This window comes from Pseudomonas sp. Mn2068 (genome assembly GCF_049319725.1).
Classification (GTDB): Bacteria; Pseudomonadota; Gammaproteobacteria; order Pseudomonadales; family Pseudomonadaceae; genus Aquipseudomonas; species Aquipseudomonas gingeri.
Window position 1 is genome coordinate 21,482 of sequence record NZ_JBMOUG010000003.1, and the last position, 15,544, is coordinate 37,025.

Here is a 15,544-nt window from a genome sequence, read left to right on the forward strand (position 1 = left end):
TTGCCGGCGATGAGGTCATCATGGGCAACGCAAGCCATGAGGTCCCCAATCGCCGGCAAGCCGGTCCCTGCAAGGTTCAGAGTCAAACTGCCACAGGCGCCGTGCCCGGCTCATCCGCGGCCATCCCCTCGCGCATGCGCTGCGCATCCTTGCTGAAACACCGGGCTGCCTGGAACAGGAACAGCAGGGTCAGCAACAACGCCCCCGGTATCAGGTACATCGCGTCATGCAGGCCCACGGCCTTGAACGCCTCGGTCATCTGCTGTGCCCCCGCCGCCAGCATCGCCGCATGGGCGAAATGATCGGACAACAATCCGACCACCACCGGCCCCAGGCCACCACCGAGCAGATACAACCCCGCGAAATACACGGCCATCGCCGTCGCCCGCAGCCGCGGCTCGACCACGTCCTGGATCGCGGTGTAGACGCAGGTATAGAAGTTATAGGCAAACAGCCAACCGACGCTGAACACCGCCACGAACACCCCGATCTCGATCCGCCCGGCATGCAGCGCCCAGGCGGTGGTCAAGGTCGAGACCACCAGGCTGCCGGCCGCGAACAGCAGGCGACCGTTGGCGACACGCTGGTGGATCTTGTCCGCCACCCAACCGCCCAGGGTCAGCCCGAACAGCCCGGTCACACCGACGATCAGGCCGGTGGCCACCGCCGCCTCCTGCAACGGCATCAGGAAATAACGTTGCAGCATCGGCACCAGGAACGAGTTGCAGGCATAAGTGGCGAAGTTGAAGGTCAACCCGGCCAGGACCAGCCAGAGAAAGGTCGGGATCGCCATCAGGCGCCGCACCGGACGCTCGATCCGTTCCTGGGAGACCTTCACGGTTTCCGCCGCGCCGCGTTTCGGTTCCTTGATGAAGAACATGAACACGGCCAGGAGCAACCCCGGCACCGCCGCGATAAAGAATGGCGCCCGCCAGCTGTCGAAGGCCTTGACCATCGCTCCGATGGTGAAGAAGGCCAGCAGCAGCCCCAGTGGCAGGCCGAGCATGAAGATCCCCATCGCCCTGGCGCGTCGATGCGCCGGGAACAGGTCGCCGATCAGCGAGTTGGCCGCCGGCGCATAGCTGGCTTCACCGATACCAACGCCCATGCGCACCAGCAGGAAAGTCCAGAAGCTGCCCACCAGGCCATTGACTGCCGTCAGCCCGCTCCACACCGCCAGGCCCCAGCCCATCAGCTTGCTGCGCGACCCGTTGTCGGCCATGCGCCCCAGGGGCAGGCCGGCGATGGCATAGACGATGGTGAAGGCGGTACCGATGATGCCGATCTGGAAATCGCTCAGGTGCCATTCCATGCGGATCGGCTCGATGATGATCGCCGGAATGGTCCGATCGAAGAAATTGAACAGGTTGGCGAGAAACAGCAGGAACAGAATGCGCCAGGCATTCGCCGCTTGGGTCGAGTTCTGCATGGGTCCGTCTCTTTATTGTTATAAGGGCTTCAATGCCAGGCCCGGAGCCCTCAATCTAGTCAGCGCGACCGGGTCTGTCTGCCACCATTCGCGGCGCTGATACCGGGCAATGGAGGCCCTGCCCCGGGCGCTGAAAAATACTTGTAATCCCCCCTTACAAAGCCGTGGCCGAAGCCTAGAATGGCGATGGATTCCCCCCTTCCCTCCTTCCTCCGTTGACCTCCCATGCCTGATGCTAATCCGTGTCTGAATTGCGGTGCCTGCTGTGCCTATTTTCGCGTGTCGTTCTACTGGGGTGAGTGTGTCTCGGGCGGCGGGCTGGTGCCCGACGAACTGGTCACCCAGATCAGCCCGAGCCGCGTCGCCATGCTCGGCACCGAAGCGCGCAACCCGCGCTGCACGGCACTCAGGGGCGAAGTCGGAGAAGAGGTCAGTTGCTCGATCTATCACGAGCGCTCCAGCCCCTGCCGTGAGTTCGAAGCCGCCTGGGTCGACAACGAGCCCAACGAGCGCTGCGATGCCGCCCGGGCCGCCTTCGGCCTGGCCCCGCTGGAGCCGGAACAGAAAGCCGCCTTAGTACCAATCGCTATCTAGGCCATTCCCAAATCATTGGGAGCACTCTGCCATTAGCGCTTGCAGCCATGAGTGACACTCTATACTCCAATGCGTTGGCCGATGCTTGAGGCGTCGGCTGTCCAATGCGTCGGTACAGGGCATGCTATGGAATGGCAGGGTTTGCATTTTGTTAACGGACTTCCCGATAGTGGGCACCTGCTCCTCAATTGCAGCCACAATCCATTGCTGGTCATGCTGGCCTACCTGGTCGCCTGTGCAGCCAGCTTTGCCACGCTGGACATGGCCGAGCGCGTCGGTCATGTAGAGAAACCGGCACAACAGCGGCTCTGGCGCTGGATCGGCACCTGCTGCCTGGCAGGCGGCATCTGGACCATGCACTTCATCAGCATGCTGGCGTTCCAGGCGCCCATCGAAGTGCGCTACGACCTGCCCACCACCCTCGCCTCGCTGTTGATTGCCCTGTTCGCGTCATTCCTCGCCATGCACACCCTCGGCCGCGCCGAACTGCGTGCCTCGCAGACACTGCGGGCGGCCGTGTTCATGGGACTGGGCATCGCCGCCATGCATTACGTCGGCATGTCGGCCATGCGCTCGAGCGCGGTGCAGTATTACCAGCCGGCCCTGGTCGGCCTGTCGGTGGCGATCGCCATCGGCGCCAGCCTCGCGGCGCTGTTGCTGGCCCGGCATTTCACCAACGGCAGCGGCATGTGGCATCAACTGCTCAAGTACACCGCCAGCCTGGTCATGGGCGCCGGTATCGTCAGCATGCATTTCACCGGCATGTGGTCATTGCACCTGATGCTGCCCGCAGGCAGTGCCCTGCCCGCCGCCGTGGAGAACAACCACCTGCAACTGGGCATGACCATCGCCGTGATCGCCTTGCTGATCATCGGCAGCAGCATCAGCGCGGCCCTGGCGGACAAGAAACTGCAGAACAAGGAGCACGACCTGCGCCGGGTCAATGCCCTGCTCAGCCAACTGGACCAGGCCCGCATGTCGCTGGCCCAGGTCGCCCACTACGACGCCCTGACCAACCTGATCAATCGTCGCGGTTTCAATCAGATCTTTGCCGAGAAGCTGATCGAGCGCAGCAGCAACGGCGGCATGCTGGCGGTGATGTTCCTCGATATCGACCATTTCAAGCGCATCAACGACAGCCTCGGCCATGATGCCGGCGACGAACTGCTCAAGGTCATCGCCGGACATATCAAGGCCGCTACCCGCAGCCATGACGACGTGGTCGCCCGCTTTGGCGGCGACGAATTCTGCATCCTGATCAGCCTGCACAACCGCGACGAAGCGCGGCACATGGCCCAGCGCATCATGCAGAAGATGAAAGAGCCCATCGAACTGGCCGGACGGCGCATGGTGATGACCACCAGCATCGGCATCAGCGTCTTCCCCGAAGACGGCAAGTCCTGCGAAGAACTGCTGAAGAACGCCGACCTGGCGCTGTACCAGTCCAAGGGTGCGGGGCGCAACAGCCTGCACTTCTTCAGTTCCAACCTGAAAACCCGCGCCACCCTGGAGTTGCAACTGGAGGAGGAACTGCGCCACGCCCTGCGCGAAGGCAACGAATTGCAGTTGTTCTACCAACCCATTTATGAAGTGAAGACCGGCCAGGTCGCCAAGCTCGAAGCCCTGGTACGCTGGCAACACCCCCAGCACGGCCTGCTGTCGCCGGATCGCTTCATCGGGATCGCCGAAGCCAACGGCTTGATCGCCGAGCTGGATAACTGGGTATTGCGCAAGGCCTGCCAGGACCTGGCCAGACTCTCCGAGCAGGGTTGCGGCGAACTGAAAATCGCCGTGAACTGCTCGGCGCTGAACCTGGCCCGCGAAGAACTTGCCGATGAGATCGAAAGCGCGCTGCGGGCCGCCGGCGTTCCACCTGATCGACTGGAACTGGAAGTCACCGAAAACGCCCTGATGGGCAATATCGCCAACACCCTGCAACTGCTGCGACAGATCCGCACCCTCGGCGTGTCGTTGTCCATCGACGACTTCGGCACTGGCTACTCGTCCCTGGCCTACCTCAAGCGCCTGCCACTCAATACCCTGAAGATCGACCGTTCATTCATCCTCGACATTCCCAAGTCGACCCAGGACATGGAGATCGTCCAGGCGATCATCGTCATGGCCCATACCCTGCACCTGCAGGTGGTCACCGAGGGCGTCGAGACGCCCCAGCAATACGACTTCCTGGCCCAGTACAACTGCGACTACGTCCAGGGCTACCTGCTCAGCCGGCCGGTGCGCCTGGAAGACCTGCAACCGGTCCTCAAGCAGCTAAACCAGCGCCGCCAGCACACCCCGGCGCCGCTCACTCCGGTGACAACGGCCCGCGACACCGATGTGCCGACGTCACGGGACCTTTTTGCCGACCCTCCTGGCGCCCATGCCGGCATATCAAGCGTGCGACCTATTCGTTGAGCAGCGTTCGTTGACCAGCGTTCATTGATCGGCACTCGTTGAACGGTAGTGCCCGGTCGATATCCGCTCACCGGCGTGCGCGGTCAGGCAGGCCGTGACCGGCTGCGCCGGGGGAAGGTAGTACAAAATTCACAAAAAGTTCCCCGTCAATTAAAGAACGCCAATTATTGGCCGATTCAACGGTATTCAAGCAAGGATCGCCCCTAGGTGAGCCTAGGGTAAAACCCTATCGCTCAAGCCAATATCGCGCGGTAAAGTCGCGATCTCTCACTCCGTGATGGCGCGTTGATATCTCCTCGACCGCCTAACCAGACCAGGTATATGGCGCACAATGACCTCTAAAAACAACCCGGCCAACCCAGTATCCGATCTGATGTTGCCAACCGTCGCGGAAAAACCTTACAAGGCCTATTCCCCACCGCGTCCACTGGCGACGCAGCAGTACCTTTATTTCACTGAAACCAATACGGATCGTATTCTCGATAACCTCGACGGCCTGCGCGACATGGTCTTCCCGCGCTCGCCCCATCCGGAAGGTGAAAACGAAGCGCGCCGCGAGCAGGAATTCCCTTCGGTCTGCCTGATCGGCCTGGGCCGCTGCGGTTCGAACATTGCGCTGGACGTCGCCGAACTGGTGTACAACGCGCGCAAGTTCTACCTCAACGAGTTCAATAACGACGACAAATCCACCGACAAGGGCTATCGCCCCGCGCAGTGGATCCGCAACAACCTGCGCCTGGTGCAGAACAAGTCAGCCAAGCCGGTGTTCCTGGTGGAACCGCTGGTGATGCTTGGCGACCTGGACAAGGACATCGCCGGACGCATCCGCTTCTCCCGCAAGGGCGAGAAAAGCGGTTTTATCCGCGACTACAGCAAAATGAAGATCATGGACCTGTCGGAAGTCCATGCCGGCGGTGCCGGTAACGCGCCGATCCTCGGCCAGTACCTGGCCAAGATCATCCTGAACAAGGACACCCAGCGTTTTTCCAGCCCCGACTGGAAGATGATCCACTCGTACCTGATCGACTCCTGCGGCATCAAGGCCAACCAGTCGCGCCTGTACTTCTCGATCTTCAGTGCCGGCGGCGGTACCGGTTCGGGCATGGCCTCGGAGTTCGGCCTGGCCCAGCAGTATTCGTACATGAACAAGACGTTCGATACCAAGCCGATGGACGAGCACGACAGCAAGAGCGGCCACTCCTTCGTCTTCGAGCCGATCTTCACCAGCGGCATCTGCGTGCTGCCGAACATCTCCGACCATCGCAGCGAAATGTCCGAGGCCCTGCATATCAACGCCGGTCGCCTGCTCTGCAAGTACCTGTCCGAAGAATGGGACTTCTCGTACAACTTCGACAATGAAGACAGCAGCGAAGCCAGCGTCATGGGCCGTATCCGCCCGTGGAACGCGATGATGCTGATCTCCAACGACATCATGCGTTACGCCGAAGAGAACGATGATGGCAATATCCAGAACATTGATGTCAATGCCATGGAGAAGCACGCCAACCAGTACATCTCCCAGCAGATCTTCAATATCCTCACGGCCCAGGCCGTGACCACCGACTACGACCAGAACTATTTCCGGCGTGCCGGCATCGACATCGGCGAGACCATCCGCCTGGATGCCAACGACCTGTTCATGAGCCTGGCCGGTCCGGTGGCGATTGCCTACGCCGAGTCCGTGGTACCGGAACAGCCGGCGCCCACCAGCGATAAATTCAAAGTGTTCGAGAAAGAACCGCAGCGTCTGAACATCGACGACCTGTTCTTCCGCTCCATCGACCTGCCGCACTTCAACAAGGTCACCCAGGCGATCGAAGGCATCAGCCTGCTGCCGATCGAGTCCAAGCGCTACCGTGCGGCCCTGGAACAGTACAAGGCCTCGGGTTATGACGCGGCGGCCCTGCATGACCTGCACTTCTTCAAGAACTGCTCGTCGGTGGTGTCGATCGTTTCGCTGCCCAAGGACTACAAACTGTCCTACATGGACCTGAACCGGCTCAAGACCCATCTCAACAGCCTGTTCCCCAACACCACGCTCAAGCGCTACGCGCTGGTGATCGGTGCCTCGGCCAACCTGTCGCTGACCACCCTGATCGCCAAGAGCCCGTGCCTGTCGGATGACTTCCTGACCCTGATCGTGGCCTTCATCAAGCGCTGCTTCGCCCGCAACCCGTACCGTTTCGACGATACGCTGGACAACTCGATGCTGGACTTCATCACCCGCGACGAGTTCGACGAAGGGCATATCGACGAGTTGCTCAACGAGTTCGAGAACCCGGCGAAGATCCTCGATACCAACTGGTATGCGATCAAGCCGATGTACGAGAAGAAGTATCGCGAGCTGATCAACGACAAGGACAAGTTCGTCTCGATCAACGATATCCGCCTGTCCCGCGATTGCGTGAAAAAGGCCATCAAGTACCTGCGCGAGATCTACCGCCATCGCATCGGCAAGACCCGGGTCATTTCGCTGAACAACCACACGGGTAAAACCGAGTACTAGCCAGGAGCCTGTGGATTTTCTCCACGGGCAAACTGCCATTACTGTTCGGCGCGGTTACTGGCCTACACACTCGTAGGCCATAAACGCACAAGGCATATGCACTATTACAGTGCGATAAATTATTTTTCTGCCCTTTCCTGGATCATCACCCAGGGCGACACCACCACCGCCCACAGGTCCGGGTCACGCTCGAAAAGATCCTGCGCCCGCGTTTCAGACACCTTGGCAAGCTCCCCGGCAGCCAGCCAGCCCGCCACTTTGTCGGCCTGGTTCTCGGCCATGGCCTCGGCCGCCGCGATCAAATCCAGCGACGGTTCGACCCACAATAGGGCACCCCGGGCAAAGAACGGTTGCAGCTCTTCCCAGCGAATAGATGCAGTTTCTCCAAGCAGCTTGGCATAGAGGGTGCTAGGTTCTTGAATCATGGGTTTCTACCTGAGAAAAAATCGGCGCAATCATAACGTCGCGACTCAGGCAGAAAAACCCGGATGCAAATGGTTGGGGTGAAAGAGGAACCAGGGAGCCAGGGATTGTCGTGAAGGTCAGCAACATCCAGATAACAATCTGCATGGCAATCCGCCGCTATTCTGTCTTTTTCTTTCATTTAAGCGACATCCTCCGATTTTGCCCTTGGCTGCCCGCTATTCAAGCGATTGACGGGCGCTCTAAACTGTATCGGTACAGTTGCCGGGGAAAATCGGGGTTCTCAAACCCGGTTCTGCTGCCTTGGCGTCAGGACTATAAAAATTACAACAGCAAGAGTGGAGCACTAATGACTAAGCAGATTTCCAAACTGTTCGCCGCTATGGTTCTGGCCGGTATCGCCAGCCATTCTTTCGCTGCAGACACCATCAAGATCGGCATCGCCGGCCCGAAGACCGGCCCGGTGACCCAGTACGGTGACATGCAGTTCACGGGCGCGAAACAGGCCATCAAGGACATCAACGCCAAGGGCGGCGTGGATGGCAAAAAACTCGAAGCCGTTGAATACGACGATGCCTGCGATCCGAAACAAGCCGTGGCCGTAGCCAACAAAGTGGTCAACGACGGCGTCAAGTTCGTGGTCGGTCACCTCTGCTCCAGCTCCACCCAGCCGGCTTCGGACATCTACGAAGACGAAGGCGTGATCATGATCACCCCGGCCGCCACCAGCCCGGACATCACCAATCGCGGCTACAAGCTGGTCTTCCGTACCATCGGCCTGGACAGCGCCCAGGGCCCTGCCGCCGGTAACTACATCGCCGACCACGTCAAGCCGAAAGTGGTTGCCGTGCTGCACGACAAGCAGCAATACGGTGAAGGCATCGCCACCGCGGTCAAGCAGACCCTCGAGAAGAAAGGCGTGAAAGTTGCGGTCTTCGAAGGCCTGAACGCCGGCGACAAGGACTTCTCCTCGATCATCCAGAAACTCAAGCAAGCCAACGTCGACTTCGTCTACTACGGCGGCTACCACCCTGAGCTGGGCCTGATCCTGCGCCAGTCCAAGGAAAAGGGCCTGAACGCCAAGTTCATGGGTCCGGAAGGCGTCGGCAACGACTCCATCTCGCAGATCGCCCAGGACGCTTCCGAAGGCCTGCTGGTGACCCTGCCGAAATCCTTCGATGCGGATCCGCAGAACAAGGCCATCGCTGACGCCATCAAGGCCGACGGCAAGGACCCGAGCGGTCCGTTCGTGTTCCCGGCCTACTCCGCTGTCGAGCTGATCGCCGGTGGCATCACCGCGGCCAAGAGCGAAGACACCGCCAAGGTGGCAGCCGCCATCCACGCCGGTACCTTCAAGACCCCGACCGGCGACCTGAGCTTCGACGCCAAGGGCGACCTGAAGGACTTCAAGTTCGTGGTCTACCAGTGGCACTTCGGCAAACCGAAAACCGAAGTTTCCCCTCAGTAAGTCAGGCCTGACAGGTCAAGAAGCCCACTGTGCGAACAGTGGGCTTTATTTTACGAGGTTTATGGGCCCGACACCCGCGATCCGGGAGCTGGCTCACCTGAAAATCTTAAAACCGTCACCAGCGGTTCGCTGGCAAACGCTCGTGCCAACGTGGCCACAGACCACGGCACCGGGCCGGAACATGACTCCACCAGTGAAATGCGTATCGGGTTTTTAGGAGCGCTGTAATGCCTGAGATCTATCACTTCTTCCAACAGCTGGTTAATGGCCTGACCATTGGCAGCACCTATGCCTTGATAGCCATTGGCTACACAATGGTTTACGGCATTATTGGAATGATCAACTTCGCCCATGGCGAGGTGTACATGATTGGTTCCTACGTGGCCTTCATCGTCCTTGCCGGGCTGGCCATGCTGGGCATCCACTCACTGCCGCTGTTGATGACCGCCGCGTTCATCGCGACGATCGTCGTGACCAGTGCCTATGGCTACAGTATCGAGCGCGTTGCCTACCGCCCCCTGCGTGGCAGCAACCGTCTTATTCCGCTGATTTCCGCCATCGGCATGTCGATTTTCCTGCAGAACACCGTATTGCTGTCCCAGGATTCCAAGGACAAGTCCATCCCCAACCTGATCCCGGGGAGTTTCTCCTTCGGTCCGGGCGGCGCAGAGGAAGTGCTGATTTCCTACATGCAGGTCCTGGTATTCGTCGTGACCCTGGTGGCCATGACCGGACTGACCCTGTTCATCTCCCGTTCACGCCTGGGCCGCGCCTGCCGCGCCTGCGCCGAAGACATCAAGATGGCCAACCTGCTGGGCATCAATACCAACAACATCATCGCCCTGACCTTCGTCATCGGCGCCGCCCTCGCGGCAGTCGCCGCCGTGCTGCTGAGCATGCAATACGGCGTGATCAACCCCAACGCCGGCTTCCTGGTGGGCCTGAAGGCCTTCACCGCGGCAGTCCTGGGCGGCATCGGCAGCATTCCGGGCGCCATGCTCGGCGGGCTGGTGCTGGGGGTGGCCGAGGCCTTTGGCGCCGACGTGTTCGGCGACCAGTACAAGGACGTGGTGGCGTTCGGTCTTTTGGTTCTGGTGCTGTTGTTCCGGCCGACCGGCATTCTGGGCCGTCCGGAGGTTGAGAAAGTATGAACAGATATCTCAAATCGGCGTTCTTCAGCGCCTTGCTGGTATGGGCCGTGGCCTTTCCGGTACTCGGCCTCAAGCTGAGCATCGTCGGGATCAATCTCGAAGTGCATGGCACCGGTCCCGTGACCCTGACCATTATCGCCCTCTGCTCGGTGCTGATGTTCCTGCGCGTGCTGTTCAGCGAACAGTTCAGTGCGATGTTCAAGTCGTCCCGGGGCCCGCTGGTCTCGCCCAAGGTCGGCCAGTTCCTGACCCTGCCGCGTACCCAGCGCTGGATCATCATCGGCCTGATCGTGGCCGCCCTGATCTGGCCGTTCTTCGGCTCGCGCGGCGCGGTCGACATCGCCACCCTGATCCTGATCTACGTGCTGCTGGGCCTGGGCCTGAACATCGTGGTCGGCCTGGCCGGCCTGCTCGACCTGGGTTACGTGGGTTTCTACGCCGTTGGCGCCTACAGCTACGCGCTGCTGTCGCACTACTTCGGCTGGAGCTTCTGGATCTGCCTGCCGATCGCCGGCCTGATGTCCGCCACCTTCGGCTTCCTGCTGGGCTTCCCGGTGCTGCGCCTGCGTGGCGACTACCTGGCCATCGTGACCCTGGGCTTCGGCGAAATCATCCGGCTGTTCCTGCGTAACCTCACCGACCTCACCGGCGGTCCCAACGGCATCAGCAACATTCCCAAGCCGACCTTCTTCGGCCTGTCGTTCGACCGCACCGCCGCCGAAGGCATGCGGACTTTCCACGAGTTCTTCGGGATGGACTACAACCCGGTGAGCAAGGTGGTGTTCCTGTACCTGGTGGCCCTGGTGCTGGCCTTGCTCGCGCTGTTCGTGATCAACCGCCTGCTGCGCATGCCGATCGGCCGTGCCTGGGAAGCGTTGCGTGAAGACGAGATCGCCTGCCGGGCCCTGGGCCTGAATCCGACCGTGATCAAGCTGTCGGCGTTCACCCTCGGCGCCGCGTTCGCCGGTTTCGCCGGCAGCTTCTTCGCCGCGCGCCAGGGGCTGGTGACGCCGGAGTCCTTCACCTTCATCGAGTCGGCGATCATCCTCGCCATCGTCGTGCTCGGTGGCATGGGCTCGCAACTGGGCGTGATCCTGGCGGCCATCGTGATGATCCTGCTGCCGGAAATGATGCGTGAGTTCAGTGAATACCGCATGTTGATGTTCGGCGCCCTGATGGTGCTGATGATGATCTGGCGTCCACAAGGTCTGCTGCCCATGCAACGTCCACACATGGAGCTGCGCAAATGAGCCGTGAGATCCTGAAAGTAGAAAACCTGAGCATGCGCTTCGGCGGCCTGTTGGCGGTCAACGGCGTGGCCCTGACCGTCCAGGAAAAACAGGTGGTGGCACTGATCGGCCCGAACGGCGCCGGCAAGACCACGGTGTTCAACTGCCTGACCGGTTTCTACAAGCCGAGCGCCGGCAGCATCCTGCTCGACGGCCAGCCGATCCAGGGCCTGGCCGGCCACGAGATCGCCCGCAAGGGCGTGGTGCGGACCTTCCAGAACGTGCGTCTGTTCAAGGACATGACCGCGGTCGAGAACCTGCTGATCGCCCAGCACCGTCACCTCAACACCAACTTCCTGGCCGGTCTGTTCAAGACCCCAGCGTTCCGCAAGAGCGAGCGCGAAGCCATGGAATACGCCGCGTACTGGCTGGACAAGGTCAACCTGACCGAGTTCGCCAACCGCCCGGCCGGCACCCTGGCCTACGGTCAGCAACGCCGCCTGGAAATCGCCCGCTGCATGATGACCCGCCCGCGGATCCTGATGCTCGACGAGCCCGCGGCAGGCCTCAACCCACGGGAAACCGACGACCTCAAGGCGCTGATCAGCGTGCTGCGCGAGGAACACAACGTCACGGTCCTGCTGATCGAACACGACATGAAACTGGTCATGAGCATTTCCGACCATATCGTCGTGATCAACCAGGGCACGCCGTTGGCCGACGGCACGCCACAACAGATCCGCGACAATCCTGAAGTGATCAAAGCCTACCTGGGGGAAGCGTAAATGCTGCAATTCGAAAACGTTTCCACCTTCTACGGCAAGATCCAGGCCCTGCACAGCGTCAACGTGGAGGTTCGCCAGGGGGAGATCGTCACCCTGATCGGTGCCAACGGCGCGGGCAAGTCGACCCTGCTGATGACCCTCTGTGGCTCGCCACGGGCCCACAGCGGCAGCATCCGCTACATGGGCGAAGAGCTGGTGGGACAGGAATCCTCGCAGATCATGCGCAAGAGCATCGCGGTGGTGCCGGAAGGCCGTCGCGTGTTCTCGCGCCTGACCGTGGAGGAAAACCTCGCCATGGGCGGTTTCTTCACCGACAAGGGCGACTACCAGGCGCAGATGGACAAGGTCCTGGAGCTGTTCCCACGGCTCAAGGAACGCTTCAGCCAGCGCGGCGGCACCATGTCCGGCGGCGAACAGCAGATGCTCGCCATCGGCCGGGCGCTGATGAGCAAGCCCAAGCTGTTGCTGCTCGACGAGCCTTCGCTGGGCCTGGCACCGATCATCATCCAGCAGATCTTCGATATCATCGAACAACTGCGCAAGGACGGTGTAACGGTGTTCCTGGTGGAGCAGAACGCCAACCAGGCGCTGAAAATCGCCGACCGCGCCTATGTGCTGGAAAACGGCCGGGTGGTGATGGAAGGCAGCGGCAACGACCTGCTGACCGATCCCAAGGTACGCGAAGCCTACCTGGGTGGTTGATCCGCCCCGTAACAGGCAGGCCCTGATACACCGCTCCAAGGACAGGCCCCGATCATTCGGGGCTTTTCTTTGCCCGCGCAAACGCCGGGAGAGCGGATCTTTATACTCCGCCGAAAAATAATCGATTATTTTTGCAGCATGCTGTAACAAACCCCGCCCTCGCCGCTCAAGTAAGGCAGGAACGCAATGAAACCCATCCAACCACTGCTTCCATCATTGATAACCATCGGAGATCGACCATGAGCACCACTTCCCGCACCCTGTCCGCCGCCACCCTCGCCCTGGCCCTCGGTTCCGCCCTGAGCATGGCTGCCTTGCCGATGACCGCGCATGCCGACGACGCCGCCAAAATGGAAAAATGCTACGGCGTGGCCCTCAAGGGCCAGAACGATTGCGCCGCGGGCGCCGGCACCAGCTGCGCCGGCACGTCGGCCAAGGACTACCAGGCCAACGCCTGGAAACTCGTCCCCGCCGGTACCTGCGAAACCATCAAGACCCCGAACGGCATGGGCAGCCTGAAACAGGGCCCAGCGGCCTGATTCTCCTACCAGCCTGAGCGCCGAAGATGTCCACGCTACTGCAATCCACTGCCCATCATCCCGCTCAGGCCATTGGCGCCGGGCTCCCAGCCCGCTGCGGGCTGGGGCTCAAGGCCGAACACTTCCAGGTGGTCCTGGAAACCCGCCCCGACCTCGGTTTCTTCGAGGTCCACGCCGAAAACTACATGGTCGCCGGCGGACCGTTTCACCATTACCTGGGCCTGATCCGCGAACAGTATCCGCTGTCGCTGCATGGCGTCGGCCTGTCCATCGGCACCGAAGGCCCACTGGACAAGCAACACCTCGAGCGCCTGGCGTTGCTGATCGAGCGCTACCAGCCCCAGTCCTTTTCCGAACACCTGGCCTGGTCGACCCACGGCCCGGTGTTTCTCAACGACCTGCTGCCACTGGCCTATGACCAGGCCACCCTGCGGCGGGTCTGCGAACATGTCGACCAGGTCCAAAGCACCTTGAAACGCCCGATGTTGCTGGAGAACCCGGCCACCTACCTGCAGTTCGAGCGCTCGACCCTGGACGAGGCGGACTTCATCAGCGAAATCATCCGCCGTACCGGTTGCGGGCTGTTGCTGGACGTGAACAACGTCTATGTCTCCAGCATCAACCACCAGCGCGACGCGTGGGCCTATATCGAAGCGCTGCCCTTGCACGCGGTGGGAGAAATCCACCTGGCCGGATTTGCCGAGGACGCCGACAACCTCGGCGACCGGCTGCTGATCGACGATCATGGCGCGCCCATCGACCAGGCGGTCTGGGCCCTCTATCAACAGGTGCTGGCGAAGATCGGCGCGAAGCCGACCCTGATCGAACGCGACAACCAGCTGCCGGCCTTTGCCGTGCTCCTTGGCGAAGCCGCGCAGGCCCAATCGCTGCTGGATCGAGCCGAGGTGCGCCGATGAGCGACCAGGCCCGCTTCAGCGCCGCGCTGCTCGACCCGCAACTGCCCTGCCCACCCGGCCTGTGCAGCGTCAACGGGGCCGATCCGGCCAGTCGTTTCGCGGTGTACCGCAACAATGTCCAGGGCTCGCTGATCAATGCCCTGGCGGACAGCTACCCGGTGGTCATGAAACTGGTCGGCGAGGCGTTCTTCCGTGCCATGGCCGGCCTCTACCTCCGGCAATGCCCGCCTCGCAGCCCGATCCTCAACCATTACGGCCAGGACTTCGGCGACTTTATCCAGGACTTCGCCCCGGCGGCGAGCGTGCCTTACCTGGCCGATGTCGCCCGCCTGGAGCGCTTGCGGATCAACGCCTATCACGCCGCCGATGCGACGCCGGTCAGCCCGGAACACATCGGCCACTACCTTGCCGACCCGGAGTCCCTGGTCACGTTGCGCATGCACCTGCACCCCGCTCTCGCCGTGCTGGATTCAGCCCATGCCGTAGTGTCGTTATGGCAGACCCACCAGGGCGAGCACCGCCTGGATCAGGTCGACCCGACACAGGGCGAAGCAGCGCTGGTCTTGCGCCAGCACTGGCAAGTCGAAGTATTCAGGATCGACAGCGGCACCCTGGCGTTTATCCAGAGCCTGCAAAACGACGCGCCGCTGGGCGAGGCCATCGTCCGCGCCGCAGAAGCCAGTGCCGGGTTCGACCCCAGCCAGGCGCTCGCCCTGCTGATTCGCCACAGCGCCATCATCCACCTGCAATCAGAAGAAAAGGCCCGACCATGAACACTCGCACTGAATCGCAGAATCCCGTCGCGCGCCTGATCGGGCGGATCATCCAGCTGTTCGAGATGATCCCCTACAGCCTGATTGCCTTTGTCGCCCGTTTCTCCATTGCCGCCGTGTTCTGGAAGTCGGGACAGACCAAGGTCCAGGGTTTTGCCATCGACCTGGTCTCAGGCACTTTTGACCTGGGCGTGCCGCGCCTCGCCAACTCGACCATTCCGCTGTTCGCCAGTGAATACAAGGTGCCGCTGCTGTCACCGGAAATCGCCGCCCATCTGTCCGCGTTCGGCGAACACTTTTTCCCGGTGCTGATCCTGCTGGGTTTCGCCACACGCTTCTCGGCGCTGGCGCTGTTCGGCATGACCCTGACCATCCAGTTGTTCGTCTACCCGGACGCCTACCCGACCCACGGCACCTGGATGGCCATCCTGTTGCTGCTGATGGCCAAGGGACCGGGAGTGTTCTCCATCGATCAGCTGATTGCCAGACGCTACCGCTGATTGATTGCACCCTCCTCGGCGTGACGCGGTCCTTGCAGGAGCCGGCCTGCCGGCGATAGCGCCTGGACGGACACCGCATGGCTCAAGGGCCTCATCGCTGGCAAGCCAGCTCC

The 15,544-nt window shown here is 61.4% G+C and carries 14 protein-coding genes; 12 read left to right on the forward strand and 2 right to left on the reverse strand.

Features of this window, described 5'->3' with window-relative positions; genetic code table 11:
- Positions 1–82 precede the first annotated feature (82 nt).
- Positions 83–1,429, reverse strand: a complete 1,347-nt coding sequence (locus tag ACL9RJ_RS08115; protein WP_017127674.1) for a spinster family MFS transporter — start codon at positions 1,427–1,429, stop codon at positions 83–85.
- Positions 1,430–1,654: 225 nt separating this feature from the next.
- Here ACL9RJ_RS08115 and ACL9RJ_RS08120 point away from each other — a divergent pair, with 225 nt between their 5' ends.
- The 3 genes from ACL9RJ_RS08120 to ACL9RJ_RS08130 all read left to right on the forward strand — a co-directional run bounded on the left by ACL9RJ_RS08120 (position 1,655) and on the right by ACL9RJ_RS08130 (position 6,944).
- The gene (locus ACL9RJ_RS08120) at positions 1,655–2,023 is read left to right on the forward strand and encodes a YkgJ family cysteine cluster protein (protein ID WP_042936054.1); all 369 of its coding nucleotides are present in this window, start codon (positions 1,655–1,657) and stop codon (positions 2,021–2,023) included.
- Between the two features lie 126 nt (positions 2,024–2,149).
- Positions 2,150–4,438, forward strand: coding sequence for a putative bifunctional diguanylate cyclase/phosphodiesterase (locus ACL9RJ_RS08125; RefSeq protein ID WP_042936052.1), 2,289 nt, complete (start codon positions 2,150–2,152; stop codon positions 4,436–4,438).
- A 331-nt stretch (positions 4,439–4,769) separates the two neighbouring features.
- Positions 4,770–6,944 (forward strand): hypothetical protein, encoded by a 2,175-nt coding sequence (locus tag ACL9RJ_RS08130; RefSeq protein ID WP_017127671.1) that lies wholly within the window; start codon positions 4,770–4,772, stop codon positions 6,942–6,944.
- A gap of 119 nt (positions 6,945–7,063) precedes the next feature.
- Here ACL9RJ_RS08130 and ACL9RJ_RS08135 read toward each other — a convergent pair whose 3' ends face one another.
- Positions 7,064–7,369, reverse strand: coding sequence for a DUF2288 domain-containing protein (locus ACL9RJ_RS08135; RefSeq protein ID WP_017127670.1), 306 nt, complete (start codon positions 7,367–7,369; stop codon positions 7,064–7,066).
- A gap of 347 nt (positions 7,370–7,716) precedes the next feature.
- Here ACL9RJ_RS08135 and ACL9RJ_RS08140 point away from each other — a divergent pair, with 347 nt between their 5' ends.
- From ACL9RJ_RS08140 to ACL9RJ_RS08180, 9 genes are all read left to right on the forward strand, one after another.
- A complete protein-coding gene (locus tag ACL9RJ_RS08140) occupies positions 7,717–8,835 on the forward strand; it encodes a branched-chain amino acid ABC transporter substrate-binding protein (RefSeq protein ID WP_017127669.1) in 1,119 nt (372 codons plus the stop codon).
- A gap of 227 nt (positions 8,836–9,062) precedes the next feature.
- Complete coding sequence (livH, locus tag ACL9RJ_RS08145; protein ID WP_017127668.1) at positions 9,063–9,986, forward strand: high-affinity branched-chain amino acid ABC transporter permease LivH; 924 nt, start codon at positions 9,063–9,065, stop codon at positions 9,984–9,986.
- Positions 9,983–11,236 carry a high-affinity branched-chain amino acid ABC transporter permease LivM gene (locus tag ACL9RJ_RS08150; protein ID WP_017127667.1) on the forward strand — a complete coding sequence of 418 codons (1,254 nt, stop codon included), beginning with the start codon at positions 9,983–9,985 and terminating at the stop codon, positions 11,234–11,236. Before livH ends, ACL9RJ_RS08150 begins: the two co-directional genes overlap by 4 nt.
- The gene (gene livG / locus ACL9RJ_RS08155) at positions 11,233–12,000 is read left to right on the forward strand and encodes a high-affinity branched-chain amino acid ABC transporter ATP-binding protein LivG (protein WP_017127666.1); all 768 of its coding nucleotides are present in this window, start codon (positions 11,233–11,235) and stop codon (positions 11,998–12,000) included. The genes ACL9RJ_RS08150 and livG overlap by 4 nt, the downstream gene beginning before the upstream one ends.
- Positions 12,001–12,702, forward strand: coding sequence for an ABC transporter ATP-binding protein (locus ACL9RJ_RS08160; protein WP_017127665.1), 702 nt, complete (start codon positions 12,001–12,003; stop codon positions 12,700–12,702). It abuts the gene before it with no gap.
- A gap of 239 nt (positions 12,703–12,941) precedes the next feature.
- A complete protein-coding gene (locus ACL9RJ_RS08165; RefSeq protein ID WP_017127664.1) occupies positions 12,942–13,241 on the forward strand; it encodes a DUF2282 domain-containing protein in 300 nt (99 codons plus the stop codon).
- 26 nt (positions 13,242–13,267) lie between these two features.
- Entirely contained in the window at positions 13,268–14,158 is an 891-nt protein-coding gene (locus ACL9RJ_RS08170; protein WP_177085840.1) for a DUF692 domain-containing protein, read from the forward strand.
- The gene (locus ACL9RJ_RS08175; RefSeq protein WP_177085838.1) at positions 14,155–14,931 is read left to right on the forward strand and encodes a DNA-binding domain-containing protein; all 777 of its coding nucleotides are present in this window, start codon (positions 14,155–14,157) and stop codon (positions 14,929–14,931) included. Before ACL9RJ_RS08170 ends, ACL9RJ_RS08175 begins: the two co-directional genes overlap by 4 nt.
- Positions 14,928–15,431 (forward strand): DoxX family protein, encoded by a 504-nt coding sequence (locus ACL9RJ_RS08180; protein ID WP_017127661.1) that lies wholly within the window; start codon positions 14,928–14,930, stop codon positions 15,429–15,431. Before ACL9RJ_RS08175 ends, ACL9RJ_RS08180 begins: the two co-directional genes overlap by 4 nt.
- Positions 15,432–15,544 lie beyond the last annotated feature (113 nt).